A 14,881-nucleotide genomic window follows, 5' to 3' on the forward strand; every position below is an offset into this window, starting at 1 on the left:
GGTATTCGGTTCGGAACGCTCCGAATACAAGACCTGTGGGAATGGTGGTCTTGCCGTACCTGTGACCAAATTGCAAAGACCCCGGTTTTGGACCGGGGTCTTCGCTTTCTGTAGCCGCCTGAGTCAAGCGTTGGGGCGCTTACCGTGGTTAGCGCCCTTCTTCTTGCGTGCGCGGCGCTTGCGGCCGGTCTTGCCCATTCCTAAGCCTCCTTGAAACAACTGCAAAGAGTCACAGTCTCTCATACCATCCACGGGACTTCATGTCGTGCGGGCGGGTCACGGTCTGGCTTACAGTGTTTCGACGCAGTCCTGATGAAGCAAAATTGAAGTCGAGTCAGCGATGTGCTGTCTGCCCCCCTGCGCCCGCTCGGCGGGCGTAAGACCAGCGACCGCTGATCGGAGGTGACGTACTATGTTCGGAGACGTCTGGGACTGGTGAACCTTCTGTCATGGAGGGCATGAGATGACGTGGCGCCCCCGTGTCAGGACGCTGCATGCTGCTGTCGCGGGTACCGTCGTCGTCGCCCTGGTTGTCCTGGGGCTTGCCATCTCTGAGACACAGAATCCTTTCGTTGTGACCGGGCTGTGCCTGGTCGCACTTGTTGCCGGTTCACTGCGCTCGGTTCACACCCAACGCCAGATCGAACTGGTTTCTGTGGTGCTGGTAGCTGTCTACGTGATCGCAGGACCAGCAGCGGCCGTCATCGTCGCTGCCGCCGGATCTCTCGTTCAGGCGCCGGCCCCGGCGATCAAGCGGATCTTCAACAGTGCGCAGCGCGTGGTGTCCGCCGCCGGTGGGGCCGTCGCTTACGCGGCCCTGGACGGTCCGGTCGGTGAAGAAGTTCTCACCCGCGTCCCGGACGCACTGATCGCGACGACGGTCGCAAGTGTCGCGCTCCAGCTCGTGAACGCGGTGCTCGTCTCGATGGTTCTCAGCCTCGAGCGCGGACCGAGCAGTGTGAAGGAGTTCCTCCGGCACGTGGTCCGGACGACCGCCCTCCCGGTGCTCGGCTACGGACTGCTCGGTCTGTCCATGGCCGTCGTCTGGATCGGCGGGCTGAACATCTTCGCCGGGGTACTGATCCTGGGGCCGTTGGTCGTTGCCCGTTGGGCGCTGTCCCAGTACGAGGCCGAGCGACTCGCGCAGGAAGCGACGATGCGCGCGTTCATCCAGGTGATCGAGACCAAGGACCTCTACACCCGAGGGCATTCGGAGCGGGTCAGTGAAGGTGTCGGTCTGCTCGGCAGGTACCTCGGACTGAACCAGGATCGCCAGAGCGCCCTCGAGCACGCCGGACTGTTGCACGATGTCGGGAAGGTCGGCGTCCCGACCAGCATCATCCGCAAACCCGGGCGACTGGACGACGCCGAGATGGACGCGATCCGCCTGCATCCCGCGCGCGGCGTGGAGTTGATCGGCAACATCCCTTTCCTGGAAGAGGTGAAGTCGGCCGTCCTGCACCACCACGAGAAGTACGACGGCAGCGGCTACCCGGCCGGTCTGGCCGGTGAGAAGATCCCGTACTTCGCCCGCATCATCGGCATCGTGGACGCGTTCGACTGCTTGACGTCCACCCGTTCGTACCGGCCGGCCCGGGGCGTGGAGGAAACACTGGAGATCCTGCTGCAGGACCGCTACACGCATTTCGATCCGCGGCTGGTCGACGCCTTCGTCGATGTGATCCGCCGGCACGGCTGGAAGTCGGCCGCGGATCAGCCGGCGCCGGATGCCAACGTGGAGGCGAGCATCGACCACGACGACCTCAGCCTCGGCAGTGGCGGCGGTGCGTCAGGGTCGGCGGCGGGCCCGGCCGACGCATGAACGCTTCGCAGAGCAACTATCAGCTCCGGATCTCCGGCAGCGGCGTCGCCATCCTGCTGGTTGGTGCTGTCCTCGGGCCGACGGCGCTGATCCTCACCATCGAGCGAGGAGTCACCGGCTGGTCCTTCGCGATCACGTTCGGGTTTCTGATCGCCATCGGCGAGATGGTGCAGTTCCGGGTGGACCGGAGTCGCAACCGGGCGCCGATCGCGACGAGTGCCGCCCTGGCCTACGCGCTACTGCGCGGACCCGAGGTGCCGGTTGTGCCGGATCTCGCCCAGATCGTCACCGTTGTGACAGTGGCGACCGTTGCCGGAGTCATTCCCCGCGCGGTAGCCGGCCTCCGGTGGGACATGGTGATCTCCTGCCGACGCGTGATCTCGGTGACCGCGGCCGCAGCCGTGTTCTCGGTTGTTCTACCGCGGGACATGCAGTGGGACGGGACGTGGTCAAACGCGCTGCCGATCACCGCAGCGATGTTTCTCGCCGTACTGACCGCCGCTGTGAGCGATGCCCTGGTCGGAGCCGGGCAGGTGACCGAGGCGTCGAACCGGCCTTTCCCGGCCGCTCTGCGAGACGAGTTGGCGGTCCTGACGAGGATCGGTCTCGCGATGGGTATCAGCGGCGTACTGCTGGCGGCGAGTACGTCACTGCTCGGTCTGTGGGCGCTGCCGCTGGTCGTGGTGCCGTTGTTCTTGACGCAGTTTGCGTTTCGGCGGTTCGCTTCGGCGCAGCGGACGTATCGGACGACGGTTCGGTCGATGGCGCGCAGTACGGAGATCGCCGGCTTCAGCAGTCCCGGGCAGAACGCGCGTACGGCGCAACTGGCGGTGGCGTTGGGTCATGACCTGGGGCTGACGCCGGCGCGGATGGAAGCGTTGGAGTACGCCGCGTTGCTGTCGGGCGTCGGGCAACTGGCGTTGGCCGATCCCAGTCCGGGTGGGGCTTCGTTGTTGCGGACTCGGGACGAGCGGCAGCGGGCGGCGGAGATCGGGGCCTCGGTGATCGAGCGGTCGGGCGTGCTGGATCATGTGGCCGAGATCGTGCGGCACTCGAATGATCCGTACCGGCAGGGGCGGGCCAGCAACGCCGACATTCCGTTGGAGAGCGGGATCGTCAACGTGGCCTTGGCCTACGAGCAGTTGGTGGGCGAGGGGACCGGTCAGTCGCCGGCCAAGGCGATGGAGTCGATCGGGCTGGGGATCGGGGCGGAGTACGACCCGGTCGTGGTCGAGTCACTGAGAAGGGTGATCGGGCGGGGCTTCCGCTTCTAACCGAAGCAGGACGGACGTTCCCTCACCAGGCTGCAATTCGTCCCACCCCGGCGCGGTGGTGGCCGGGATGCGGTGTGATCCGCCCATGCCGGCGTACAGCAGGAGACCGGCGCCGGCGGCGATCAGGACATCGCCGGGGCTGACCGCCTGGCCGAGGCCGGGCAGAGCCACCGGTACGACGTCACCGAGCCAAGGCAACCTCGTCGCCGCATCGGACAACTCGTGGCGTGGATCGCTGACGAACGATCCGACGCCGGCGCGAGCCAGAGCGTCAGCCGCTACCGGCATCGCGCCGTTCAGGGCGACCACCAAGGCGTTGCAGAAGAAACCCAGCGCGAGCAGGCCGACGCCCGGGTGCCGGAGGTTCCGCCGGAGGAAGACTGCGATGCATAACGCGGAGCCGATCAGCCCGACCGGGTACGCCGTGCCTCCGGAGATCGAGCCGAGAAGCTGGCCGATCGCCGCGGCGGCCAGCCAGGGCACGCCGGTCAACGCGTTCTCGGCCAGCCGGGTGAAGCGTCCACCGCTCGCCCAGGCCGCACCGGCGGCGAGCACCATCACGAGGAGGACCAGCAACACCCTCGCGATTCTCCCGCGCCGGCCCGGGAATCCCGGGCAAGCTGAGCCCGCAGCGTGTCGACATAGCAGCAAAGAGTGATGGCGGTCCCTTGTCACCAAGGGACCGCCATCGACCGGCTAGGGCTTGGCCGGTGCCGTACCCTCCTCGTCGAGGAGCTCCGGCAGGTCCTTCACCCCCGGGTCGCCCTGGTCGGCGCGGTAGTCCGACGCGTGCGTGCTGTCGACGCCGTCCGGCACCTTCAGCGCCCGGAACACCAGCGTCAGCACGACCACCACGATCAGGTTGAGCCCGAACGCGGTCAGCGCGATGTACGACTGGGTGTCGGTGAACGGGACGTTGGCCAGCGAGCCGCCGAAGTGCTTCCTGGTCGCCGGATTCACCACGTTGTAGGCCTCGACGGTGCCGAACACCATCGCCGTCCCCCAGCCGGCCAGCAGCGCCCAGCGGTGGAACCAGCGGGTGTAGAGGCCGACCACGATGGCCGGGAAGGTCTGCAGGATCCAGATCCCGCCGAGCAGCTGGAAGTTCAGCGCGAGCGTCTTGTCCAGCGTGAGCACGAACACCAGCGCGCCCAGCTTCACCAGCAGCGACGCGAGCTTGGAGACCTTCGCCTCCTGGGCCGGTGTCGCGTCCGGCTTGAGGAAGTCGCGGTAGATGTTGCGGGTGAACAGGTTCGCCGCCGCGATCGACATGATCGCCGCCGGCACCAGCGCGCCGACCGCGATCGCCGCGAACGCGATCCCGGCGAACCAGGACGGGAACTCCTGGTCGAACAGCCGCGGGATGGCCAGTTGCGGGTTCGGGATCCCGTCCAGGCCGCGGACATCCACTCCGGCCTTGATGGCCATGAAGCCGAGCAGCGCGAGCAGGCCGAGCAGCAGCGAGTAGGCCGGCAGGATCGCGGCGTTCCGCCGGACGATGTTGCGGTTCTTGGTGGACAGCACCGCGGTCACCGAGTGCGGGTACATGAACAGCGCCATCGCCGAGCCCAGCGCCAGCGTCCAGTACGCCGAGTAACCCGACTCACCGGGGACGAACGCGCCGACCGGCTTACCGGTGTTCGGGTTCGTCGCGGTCAGCTTGGCCTCCGCCGCGTCGAAGATCGAGCCCCAGCCGCCGAGGACGTGCGGCAGGTAGAAGATCGCGACCGCGATCACCAGGTAGATCAGGCCGTCCTTGACGAACGCGATCATGGCCGGCGCGCGCAGGCCGGAGGAGTAGGTGTACGCCGCCAGCACCGCGAACGCGATCAGCAGCGGCAGGTCCTTGGCCAACTGGTTGTCGCCGCCCAGGCCCATGGTCTCGAACACGGCCTGCATACCGATCAGCTGCAAGGCGATGTACGGCATCGTGGCGAGGATGCCGGTCACCGCGATCGCCAGCGACAGCGACTTGCTGCCGTACCGGCCACCGACGAAGTCCGCCGGGGTGACGTAGCCGTGGCGATGCGAGACCGACCACAGCCGGGACATGAAGATGAAGATGATCGGATAGACCACGATCGTGTACGGCACCGCGAAGAAGCCGCTGATCGCGCCGGTGGCGTACATCGCGGCCGGTACGGCGACGAAGGTGTACGCGGTGTAGAGGTCGCCACCGAGCAGGAACCAGGTGATGAAGGTGCCGAACCCGCGACCGCCCAGACCCCACTCGTCCAGGTTGTCCAGGGTGCCGGTGCTGCGCCACCGGGCGGCCATGAAGCCCATCGCGGTGACGGCACCGAAGATCACGATGACGATGATCAGCTGGACCCAGTCGACACTGTGATTCACTGGTCGCCCTCCTTCGCCGTACCCGCCTTGTCGGGGTCGCCCAGCCCTTGTGCCGCCCGCCGCTTACGCTCCTCGGTGATCACCAGCTTGTAGCAGATGCTGACCAGGATCGCGGAGAGGAAGACCCACAGGAACTGGTACCAGTAGAAGAACGGGAAGCCCCACAATCTGGGCTCGTCCCTGGCGTACGTGGACACCAGGAGCGGTACGACGACCGCGATCGCCAGCAGGACGCCGGAGATCCAGTACGCGGGTTTGACCGCGGACAATCGGGACACTGCAAACCTCCTCGGGACACAGGCGCAACGGAGCACGCTACCGTTCGACCGCAGGCCGGACCAGAGCTTCAAGGGTGGTTCATGAATAACGAACGCGCATGGCTGGTCCGGAAGATCGTGCTGTCCGTGCTCTTCCTGCTGGTCGTTGCCGTCCCGCTGTATCCGGAGCTGTTCGGCGTGGACGAGGTCACCCCGTTCCCGCAGCTCGTCGCGTTTCGCCCGCAAGGGCTGGTCGTCGTCCTGGTGCTGGGCGTGCTGATGCTGGTACGGCGGGGATGGCGGATCGCCGCCGTACTGGTGATGGGGCTGGCGCTGACCGGCGCCGCGTTGACGACTCCCCGCCAGTTCTCCGACGCGGATCCGCCGCCGGCCGGGTCGCGGGTGCTGACGATCATGGCCGCCAACGTGCTCGGTGGTGGAGCCGAGGCCAGTGCGGTGGCCAAGGTGATCCGGGAGCGCAAACCCGACCTGGTCTCGTTGCCCGAGGCACAGGCCGACGTACGCGAGGCCATCCGGGCACACCTGCAAGGCCTTGCCTACAACGGTTACACGCTGCAGTCGAGCGCGGCGGTGGAGAGCGCGACGAGTGTGCTGGTCTCGTCGTCACTCGGTGCGGTGCGGTTCACCAAGGACCCGTCCGCGACGACCTTCGGGCACATCATCGTCACCGGTGGGAACCTGGGCGAGGTACGGCTGATCGCATACCACGGCTTCCCACCGCTGCCGGCCGAGGTAACCACGTGGAAAAGGGATCTCGGGGTGCTCCGGCAGTGGTGTGCGCAGAATCCGCCGACGATCGTGGCCGGCGATTTCAACGCGACCACGGATCATGCGGACTTCCGGCACGCGCTTGGTTCGAACTGCCGCAGCGTCGCGTCGCTGACCGGCGCGGGGCTGATCGGCACCTGGCCGTCGAATCGGCCGGCCGTCACGCGGACCCAGATCGACCACGTGCTGATCACCCGTCAGCTCGAGCCCGGCCGGTTCACGACGTACGCGATCCAGGGCAGCGATCACCGGGCCGTGGTGGCCACGGTGTTCGTTCCAGGTCCCACCCCACCGCCCCGGTCTGGCGGCGTACCTAAGACTGAGTAGCGGCCGGGCGGTAGATGTAGGGCTGTGAGGCCTGCACGGCTTCGGTGAGCATCAGCAGCATGTCGGCACGCGCCTCGATCGGCCGGCCGAACAGCTCGTCGTCACCCGGGATCGGGAAGCCCTTCACCCCGATCGCCAGCTGACTCAGCAGGACGTGCAGTACGCCGCGGGCGTTGAAGACCGAGGGAGTCGGCCACTCCGGCAGCGTCTCGTGCATCAACGGCTGCTCGGCAGCGGTCGCCGCGATCGGCTTCAGCCAGCGCTCCAGCTCGTCGCTGGTCAGCATGTTCCGGTGCAGGATCGTCATCACCGCGTGCGCGACCCGGTCGTGCTCCTCGTGCACCCAGCGGTACTGCGTGTCCTTCACGATCCGGTCCGCCAGTACGTCGAGCAGAGCGCGCAGCACACCGGCGTCACAGTGCCGCGACCGCGCCAGCGCGCCGATCGCATCCGCACCGTGGGCGACGGCGTGCGCCCAGCCGCAGTCCGGCACGTACCCGCGCAGGTCGCGCTCCCGCAGCAGCCAGGTGGCCAGCCGGTCGCCCCAGCGCATCACCACCTCGTCGTGGACCAGGAACTCGGCGTTGTCGCGGTGGATCACCTCCGCCAGCGTCAAGGCGGTGAAGGACCGGCGGAAGACGGTGTCCGTGCCGTCCTCACCGAGTCCGTACGCGAGCCCGGCGCACAGGCCGTCACCGAATCCCGGCAGCAGGTCGTCGTACACCCCGCGTTCCAGCCAGGTCGCGAGCGTCGGGTACGCGAGCGCGTCGCGGACCTGCGGGTTGGTACTGGCGAGGCCGCGGACGAGCTCCTCGGTGAGGTCGGTCAGCGCACGATCGCCCGGTACCGCGTAGTCCGCGGCCATCACGTCCTGCCAGTACGTCGACTCCACCCGAGCATCCTTTCATCCCGACCCGATCAATGAACACCTGTCTACACCCATCTGTCGCGTGGACCATCGCAGGTACTGGTACAAGGCGTCGGTAGCATCGGAGCGTGCCGTCTCTGACCGACGTGGCGCGAAACCACACAACGCTTGACCAGGACGACCTGGACCGGCTGCATCTGCTCGTCTCCGACTGGCAGATGCTGGCCGATCTGTCGTTCGCCGACCTGGTGCTCTGGCTGCCGGACACCGACGGCCTCGGCTTCTGGGCCGGTGCGCAGATGCGGCCGACCACCGGGCCGACGGCGTACCTGGACGACATCGTCGGCAGCTTCATCCCGCGCGGCCGCCGGCACCTGCTGGACCAGGCGTACGACGGCGGCCGGATCTGCCGCGAGGGCGACCCGGAGTGGCGCGACGACGTACCGGTCCGGGTCGAGACGATCCCGGTACGGCGCGGCACCCGGGTGATCGCGGTGATCGCGCGGAACACCAACCTGCTCGGCGTCCGGACCCCGTCCCGGCTGGAGATCGCGTACCTGCAAAGCGCCACCGACCTGGCCCGGATGATCACCGACGGCGTCTTCCCGTACGGCGGGGAGCGGCTGCTGTCCACCTCGCCGCGTGTGGGTGACGGGTGTATCCGGGTCGATCGGCACGGGATGGTGACGTTCGCGAGCCCGAACGCGTTGTCGGCGTACCGGCGGATGGGGCTCGTCACCGATCTGGTCGGGAGCCGGCTGAAGGGCATCACCGGCGAGCTGCTGCACAGCGGGCACAAGGTCGACGACGTCCTGGCGTCGGTGCTGACCGGGCGGGCGGCCAAGGAGCTGGAGATCGAGAACCCGGAGGCGACGCTGTTCCTGCGCGCGATCCCGTTGCGCGCCGACGGGCAGCACGTGGGGGCACTGATCCTGCTCCGGGACGTCACCGAGTTGCGCAGCCGGGAGCGGGAGCTGGTCACCAAAGAGGCGACCATCCGGGAAATTCATCATCGCGTCAAGAACAACTTGCAGACCGTCGCCGCGTTACTCCGGATGCAGGGCCGGCGGATCACCGTTCCGGAAGCCCAGGCCGCGCTGGCCGAGGCGGTCCGGCGGGTCGGGTCGATCGCGATCGTGCACGAGACGCTGTCGGAGTCGTTCGACGAGCACGTCGACTTCGACGACGTCGCCGACCGGGTCGCGGCGATGGTGGCGGACGTGTCCACGGTCGCCACTTCGGTCGAGACCAAGCGGTCCGGGAGTTTCGGCGTACTGGACTCCGAGATCGCGACCCCGCTGGCGATGGTGCTCACCGAACTGATGCAGAACTCGGTCGAGCACGCCTTCCGCTCCCGGGACGGCGGCGCCGCCACCGGCACCATCGAGCTGTCCGCCGAGCGATCGGTGGGCCGACTCCGCGTCACCGTGGTCGACGACGGCCAGGGACTGCCGGCCAACTTCGACTCGGAGCTGTCCGGCAACCTCGGCCTGTCCATCGTCCGCACGCTCGTCATCGGCGAACTGGACGGCACCCTGGACTTCGGCCCCCGCCACGACGGCAGATCCGGCGCCCAGGTCACCCTGGACATCCCGGTCAAGGACTGAACCCGCGCCAAGTGCCGGGCCCTTGGACAGACCCGCCATGAGCCGGGGCCTTGAACAGAACCGCCATGAGCCGGGGCCTTGAACAGAACCTGGTGGGCTGGCACAGGGTATTTCCTGTTCAAGCCCACCAGACGGTGTGCCAGGCCCCGAGTCCCGGCGGGCGGCCGGGGCGGGGAGCGTTGGGGAGGGGGCGGAGTCGGCCGGGCCGACGGTACGGCGGGGAAAGCGAAAGGCCCCGCGGTTCGATCCGCGGGGCCCGGAGGTACTGCTCAGGCGGTGCGGATGCGGGCGCGGGCGTTGCGGCGCTTGAGGGCGCGGCGCTCGTCCTCGCTCAGGCCGCCCCAGACACCGTGATCCTGGCCGGCTTCGAGTGCCCAGGCGAGGCACTGCTCACGCACGTCGCAGCGACGGCACACCTGCTTGGCCTCCTCGATCTGCATGATCGCGGGCCCGGTGTTGCCGATGGGGAAGAACAGTTCCGGGTCCTCATCGAGGCAAACGGCCCGGTGGCGCCAATCCATGGCGAATCCCATCTCTCTCAGTAGTTGTCGTACGCTGTCGGGAAGGTCAGTGCCCGATCAGCGGTGCTTTACTCGTGATTCGTCTCGCACGGGAGTTTGGGTGGTGCGAAGCGTTGTGAACGTTTTCACGAACGAGACCATGTTCCCAATCTCGGCTGACCGAAACAAGGGTTCTGGAGCTGTCGATCAGATCACAACACTTCCTTAACACTCCGAACCGGTGCGCGGCGGTTCTCCCCGTCCGGTAACCGGACAGAGAAGCGCTCCCGCAAACACCTGTTCACTGCAAGTAACCGATCCAACCGCCTTTTGGTTACGCACAACCTCAGATCCCTGTGGGGCTGGGGTTCCTGCGGCCCATGCCGGGCACGCAGGAAGCGCAGGTGGTCGACCCATGTGCCCAGTTCGCCACGGCACGGAGCACCCAGGGAGTGTCTCCTCGCCCCGCGCAGCTCGCCCTGCACGGACTCAGGAGACACGCCCTAAGCTGACGGACATGCCGACCGAGCCCACAGCTGCCGCCGTACCGAGACCGCTCAAGCTAGCCGCGGCTGTGGTCGCTGCGGAAGGGCTTGTGCTGATCGTTCTCGGAATTGCCGAAGCATTTACGATCCAAGGCTCCCGACTGGTCCTCGGGCTCACCACCACCGTCTTCTTCCTCCTGTACGGCGGGGGCCTGATGCTGGTCGCCCGTGGCCTGGCCCGCGCGTCGACGTGGAGTCGCGGGCCGGCCGTGTTCGCCCAGCTGATCCAGTTGCTGATCGCGTACAGCTTCTGGGGCGGCGGCACCAGGCCGGTCGCGATCGCGCTCGCGCTCGCGGCGGCCGGCGTACTGATCTGCATCTTCCAGAAGGAGTCCACCGAGGCACTCGCGGACGACCCGACGAAGGATCACCCGGTCCTCTGACCAGGCTCGGCCTACTCCTTGAGCAGGCCGGCGCGCAGCTCGGTGAGGGTGCGGGCCAGCAGGCGGGAGACGTGCATCTGGGAGATGCCGATCTCCTCGGCGATCTGGGACTGCGTCATGCCGCGGAAGAACCGGAGGGTGAGGATCCGCTTCTCCCGGGTGTCCAGCTGCGCCAGCAGCGGTTTCAGCGACTCCCGGTACTCCACGCTCTCCAGCGCCTCGTCCTCGCCGCCGAGGCCGTCCAGGACCGTCGTGGCGTCGGCCTCGTTCTGATCCGGGGCGTCCAGGGACAACGTGTTGTACGCGTTCGCGGACTCGAGCCCCTCGATCACGAGGTCCGGCGACAGGCCCAGCCGCTCGGACAGCTCGGCGACCGTCGGCGCCCGGCCGAGCTCCTGGGTCAGCTCGGCCGTCGCCGCGGTCAGCGACAGCCGCAACTCCTGTAGCCGCCGCGGCACCCGGATGGCCCAGCCCTTGTCCCGGAAGTACCGCTTGATCTCACCCAGGATCGTCGGGGTCGCGTACGTCGAGAACTCGACCCCGCGGTCGGAGTCGAACCGGTCGATCGCCTTGATCAGGCCGATGGTGGCCACCTGGACCAGGTCGTCGTACGGCTCACCCCGGTTCCGGAACCGGCGGGCCAGGTGCTCGACCAGCGGCATGTGCAGCGCGACCAGGCCGTCCCGGGCCGCGATGTAGGCCGGGTCGCCCGGACCGGCGGCCGCCATCGCCCGGAACAGCTCGGCCGTCCGGGTGCGCAGATCGGGGGTCTCCTGGGGCTCGCCCAGGATTCGTTCCTCGGTCACGCCGCCGCCTCGCTGGCGCTCGGCTCCGGCATGACCGACAACGGTGCTCTACCCATTGTTCGCTCGCTACGCTCGCTCACGCCTCCACCTCGCTGGCGCTCGGCTCCGGCGTGACCGACAACGGTGCTCTCCGCTCGCTCACAGCTTCTCCGCGGCGGTGGCGGTTGCCGTCACGGTGATGGTGAGCCGGCCGTCGATCGTCTCGGCGGCCGCGGACTCGACCAGCGCCGTCAGCACGGTCCAGCCGAACGACTCGGTGTCCGGTTTCCAGCCATTGGGCACGACGGCACTCGTCCGCACGGTCAGCTGCGGCGGATCGATCTCGAAAACGCAGTGCAGTTCGCCGTCCGAGGCCTGAGGCAGCAGCAGCGCGCACGCCTCGTCGACGGCGATCCGCAGGTCGTCGATCGCGTCCACGGTGAAGTCGTTGCGAGCCGCCAGGTTGCCGACCACCGACCGCGGTACGGCGATGTACGCACTGTCCGCCGGAATGCTCAGACGGACCTCGGCGGATCGTCCGGTGCTGCCCACACTGCCTCCCTCGTGTCCGGCGGGCAATCGCCCCACCACGCCGTACATCTTCCACGCTCAAAGCCCGCAATGCACGGCAAGCACCGCCATCCGCACAAGTTGCGTCCGAAGAACTGGCGGGATGTCCCGCCAGTTCTTCGGACGCAAGCGAGTGGGACTCAGGTGGTGGGCTCGACGTGGGTGGGGTCGAGGACGCGGCGGAGGAAGGTGCGGGTGCGTTCTTCCGTCGGGTTGCCGATCACGTCGGCGGGTGAGCCCTGCTCGACGATGACACCGGCGTCCATGAACACGACCCGGTCGGCCACCTCGCGGGCGAACGCCATCTCGTGGGTGACGACGAGCATCGTCATCCCGTCCAGCGCCAGCTTGCGCATCACCGTCAGCACGTCACCGACCAGCTCGGGGTCGAGCGCCGACGTCGGCTCGTCGAACAGCATCAGCGCCGGGTCCATCGACAGCGCCCGGGCGATCGCCACCCGCTGCATCTGACCGCCCGACAGCTGCGCAGGGTACGCCGTGATCTTCTCGGTCAGACCGACTCGCTCGAGGTTGGCCCGGGCGATCTTGTTCGCCTCGGCCGGCTTGCGCTTCAGCACGGTCGTCTGGGCGACCGTGCAGTTGGCCAGCACGGACAGGTGCGGGAACAGGTTGAACTGCTGGAACACCATCCCGATCTGCTGCCGGGCGGCGTCCAGGTGACAGTCCGGGTCGGTGATGTCCTCACCGCGGACGATCACCTGCCCCTCCTGCGGCCGCTCCAGCAGGTTGACACACCGCAGCAGGGTGGACTTGCCCGAGCCCGACGGCCCGATCACACAGACGACCTCGCCCTGCTCGACGGTGAAGTCGATGCCGCGCAGGACGTGGTTGCTGCCGAAGGACTTGTGCAGGTTCTTGATCTCGACCAGTGCCATCAGTGCGCCTTCGCCGCCTTCGCCTCGAGCCGGCGGACCAGGAGACCCAACGGCAGGGTGATCACCAGGTAGCAGAAGCCCGCGGTGACCAGGGGAGTCAGGTTGGAGTAGGTGTTCGCCAGGTCGCGGCCGAAACCGGTCAGCTCGTACCCGTCCGCACTGACACCGATGATGAAGACCAGCGAGGAGTCCTTGACCAGCAGGATGAGGTCGTTGGTCAGCGGTGGCAGCACGATCCGGAACGCCTGCGGCAGCACGATCTTGCGGGTGGCCAGACCGGGCGGCATGCCGAGCGAACGGGCCGCCTCGACCTGCCCCTTCGGGACGGCCTGGATACCTGCGCGGATGACCTCGGCCATGTACGCCGAGGCGACGATGCCCAGTGCCAGCCACACGACGCCGTACGGGTCCCAGGGGATCGTCAGGCCCTCGAAGGCCAGTGGCAGCAGGCTGAACGCGATGAACACGACGATGGCCGGCAGGCCGCGGAAGAACTCGATGTAGGCGGTCGAGATCCATCGGTACGGGCCGACACTGCTCAGCCGCATCAGCGCCAGGATGGTGCCGCCGACGAGGCCGATCACGAAGGCGCCGGCGGTGTATTCCAGCGTCTTGACCAGAGCGTTGATCAGGCCGTCCTCGAACGCCGCCTTGATGAACTCCGGCTTGAAGAAGACGCTGACGATCTGGCCCCAGTCCGCGGTGAACGCCGCGACCACGACCAGGACGACGAGGATCGCGTACTGGATCGAGCGGGAGCGCCGAGCCCGCTGCCGCGGGCTCAGCCCCTTCCGCTCAACGGTGTCGGTGGGTCGGGTCGGCGTGCTCACTTCTTCGGCTCAACCCCGAACCACTTCTTGTAGATCTCGTTGTAGGTGCCGTCCTGCTTGGCCTTGGTCAGCAGTTCGTTGAACTTGGCCACCAGTTTCGGCCCGCTGCCGTCCTTGAGGGCGCCGAAGCCGTACTGCTCGCCGGTGTTGAACTCGGCGACGATGGCCATGTCCGGGTTCTCCTTGACGAAGTCGTAGAGCACGCCGTTGTCGTTGATGGCGGCATCGACCCGGCCGGACTTGACGTTGTTCTCCTGCAGCGCCAGGTCGTTGAACGGGATCACCGTGTAGCCGTACTTCTTGGCGTTGTCGTCGGCGTACTTCTTGCCGGTGGTGTCGGCCTGGGCGCCGATCTTCTTGCCGCGCAGGTCCTCCAGGCCCTTGATGCCGGCGTCCTTCTTGGCCATCAGCACCTGGGTGGCGTCCATGTACGGCTCGGTGATGCTGATCGCGGCCTGCCGCTCCGGCGTGATCGTCATCGCGCCCATGCCCATGTCGCACTTCTTCGCCTTGAACGCGGCGCCGGAGGTGACCTGGGCCCACTCGATGTTGACGACCTCCTGCTTCAGGCCGAGGTCCTTGGCGACCAGGTCGAGGAGATCAACGTCGAAACCGACCACCTCGGTGCCTTCCTTGTACTGGAACGGCTTGTACGGCAGGTGGGTGCAGACCATCAGCTTGCCGGGCTTCACCAGGGTGATACCGGCCGCGGCGGCCTTGTCCTCGGTTCCACCGCTGCTGCCCGAGTCGTCACTGCCGCAGGCTGAGAGCGTGAGCGCGAGCACGGCGGCCGCGGCGACGATGACGCGGGCGCGACTCTTGCGGAGGGTGGAGACGATGTTCATCGCTGATACTCCTCGACACTGGAACTTGTATTCCGTCCCGCTCGGTAACCGGGCCGGATGCCGCATCCTGACACAGCAACCAGCCAGGTGTCGGCTGGAGACTCCCGCTGATACCTCATCGTCACCCTGTTGCCGCTCCACCGCAGCCCCGGAGCCGTTGTGGGGACCCTCACAGAGCAGACCAGTGCGGTGTGTGGTTTACTCGGTGCGACGGGTGACCCCCTGGCCGCG

The 14,881-nt window shown here is 67.5% G+C and carries 15 protein-coding genes; 5 read left to right on the forward strand and 10 right to left on the reverse strand.

Annotation, left to right across the window (positions count from 1 at the left end; translation table 11 throughout):
* The first annotated feature begins 574 nt into the window (after window positions 1-574).
* Both AB0F43_RS16410 and AB0F43_RS16415 read left to right on the forward strand, forming a co-directional pair.
* Window positions 575-1,822 carry an HD-GYP domain-containing protein gene (locus AB0F43_RS16410; RefSeq protein WP_360476442.1) on the forward strand — a complete coding sequence of 416 codons (1,248 nt, stop codon included), beginning with the start codon at window positions 575-577 and terminating at the stop codon, window positions 1,820-1,822.
* Window positions 1,819-3,096 carry an HD domain-containing phosphohydrolase gene (locus AB0F43_RS16415; protein WP_360476444.1) on the forward strand — a complete coding sequence of 426 codons (1,278 nt, stop codon included), beginning with the start codon at window positions 1,819-1,821 and terminating at the stop codon, window positions 3,094-3,096. The genes AB0F43_RS16410 and AB0F43_RS16415 overlap by 4 nt, the downstream gene beginning before the upstream one ends.
* Here AB0F43_RS16415 and AB0F43_RS16420 read toward each other — a convergent pair.
* The 3 genes from AB0F43_RS16420 to AB0F43_RS16430 form a co-directional block, all read right to left on the reverse strand.
* On the reverse strand, window positions 3,058-3,675 hold the full coding sequence (locus AB0F43_RS16420) for a DUF5317 domain-containing protein (RefSeq protein ID WP_360476447.1): 618 nt from the start codon (window positions 3,673-3,675) through the stop codon (window positions 3,058-3,060). The genes AB0F43_RS16415 and AB0F43_RS16420 overlap by 39 nt on opposite strands.
* A 117-nt stretch (window positions 3,676-3,792) precedes the next feature.
* Window positions 3,793-5,448, reverse strand: coding sequence for a monocarboxylate uptake permease MctP (gene mctP, locus AB0F43_RS16425; RefSeq protein ID WP_360476450.1), 1,656 nt, complete (start codon window positions 5,446-5,448; stop codon window positions 3,793-3,795).
* Window positions 5,445-5,726: a DUF3311 domain-containing protein gene (locus tag AB0F43_RS16430; protein ID WP_360476453.1), complete on the reverse strand. Its 282-nt coding sequence runs from the start codon at window positions 5,724-5,726 to the stop codon at window positions 5,445-5,447. The genes mctP and AB0F43_RS16430 overlap by 4 nt, the downstream gene beginning before the upstream one ends.
* 81 nt (window positions 5,727-5,807) lie before the next feature.
* Between AB0F43_RS16430 and AB0F43_RS16435 the strand changes: the two genes are divergently transcribed.
* Entirely contained in the window at window positions 5,808-6,821 is a 1,014-nt protein-coding gene (locus tag AB0F43_RS16435; protein ID WP_360476456.1) for an endonuclease/exonuclease/phosphatase family protein, read from the forward strand.
* On the opposite strand, the gene AB0F43_RS16440 is transcribed toward AB0F43_RS16435, so the two are convergent.
* Window positions 6,808-7,713 carry a DUF2785 domain-containing protein gene (locus AB0F43_RS16440; RefSeq protein WP_360476459.1) on the reverse strand — a complete coding sequence of 302 codons (906 nt, stop codon included), beginning with the start codon at window positions 7,711-7,713 and terminating at the stop codon, window positions 6,808-6,810. The genes AB0F43_RS16435 and AB0F43_RS16440 overlap by 14 nt on opposite strands.
* Window positions 7,714-7,817: 104 nt before the next feature.
* Between AB0F43_RS16440 and AB0F43_RS16445 the strand changes: the two genes are divergently transcribed.
* A complete protein-coding gene (locus tag AB0F43_RS16445) occupies window positions 7,818-9,296 on the forward strand; it encodes a histidine kinase N-terminal domain-containing protein (RefSeq protein WP_360476462.1) in 1,479 nt (492 codons plus the stop codon).
* 269 nt (window positions 9,297-9,565) lie between these two features.
* On the opposite strand, the gene AB0F43_RS16450 is transcribed toward AB0F43_RS16445, so the two are convergent.
* Window positions 9,566-9,817: a WhiB family transcriptional regulator gene (locus AB0F43_RS16450; RefSeq protein ID WP_012922773.1), complete on the reverse strand. Its 252-nt coding sequence runs from the start codon at window positions 9,815-9,817 to the stop codon at window positions 9,566-9,568.
* 496 nt (window positions 9,818-10,313) lie between these two features.
* Here AB0F43_RS16450 and AB0F43_RS16455 point away from each other — a divergent pair, with 496 nt between their 5' ends.
* Window positions 10,314-10,724 (forward strand): hypothetical protein, encoded by a 411-nt coding sequence (locus AB0F43_RS16455; protein WP_360476465.1) that lies wholly within the window; start codon window positions 10,314-10,316, stop codon window positions 10,722-10,724.
* Between the two features lie 11 nt (window positions 10,725-10,735).
* Here AB0F43_RS16455 and AB0F43_RS16460 read toward each other — a convergent pair whose 3' ends face one another.
* The 5 genes from AB0F43_RS16460 to AB0F43_RS16480 all read right to left on the reverse strand — a co-directional run bounded on the left by AB0F43_RS16460 (window position 10,736) and on the right by AB0F43_RS16480 (window position 14,650).
* Window positions 10,736-11,530, reverse strand: coding sequence for an RNA polymerase sigma factor SigF (locus AB0F43_RS16460; RefSeq protein WP_360476467.1), 795 nt, complete (start codon window positions 11,528-11,530; stop codon window positions 10,736-10,738).
* A gap of 138 nt (window positions 11,531-11,668) precedes the next feature.
* On the reverse strand, window positions 11,669-12,061 hold the full coding sequence (locus AB0F43_RS16465) for an anti-sigma regulatory factor (protein WP_360476469.1): 393 nt from the start codon (window positions 12,059-12,061) through the stop codon (window positions 11,669-11,671).
* Between the two features lie 158 nt (window positions 12,062-12,219).
* Window positions 12,220-12,975 carry an amino acid ABC transporter ATP-binding protein gene (locus AB0F43_RS16470; RefSeq protein ID WP_360476472.1) on the reverse strand — a complete coding sequence of 252 codons (756 nt, stop codon included), beginning with the start codon at window positions 12,973-12,975 and terminating at the stop codon, window positions 12,220-12,222.
* Window positions 12,975-13,805 carry an amino acid ABC transporter permease gene (locus tag AB0F43_RS16475; RefSeq protein ID WP_360476475.1) on the reverse strand — a complete coding sequence of 277 codons (831 nt, stop codon included), beginning with the start codon at window positions 13,803-13,805 and terminating at the stop codon, window positions 12,975-12,977. The genes AB0F43_RS16470 and AB0F43_RS16475 overlap by 1 nt, the downstream gene beginning before the upstream one ends.
* Entirely contained in the window at window positions 13,802-14,650 is an 849-nt protein-coding gene (locus AB0F43_RS16480) for an ABC transporter substrate-binding protein (RefSeq protein ID WP_360476478.1), read from the reverse strand. The genes AB0F43_RS16475 and AB0F43_RS16480 overlap by 4 nt, the downstream gene beginning before the upstream one ends.
* Between the last annotated feature and the right edge of the window lie 231 nt (window positions 14,651-14,881).

Source organism: Kribbella sp. NPDC023972 (assembly GCF_040639075.1).
GTDB lineage: Bacteria > Actinomycetota > Actinomycetes > Propionibacteriales > Kribbellaceae > Kribbella.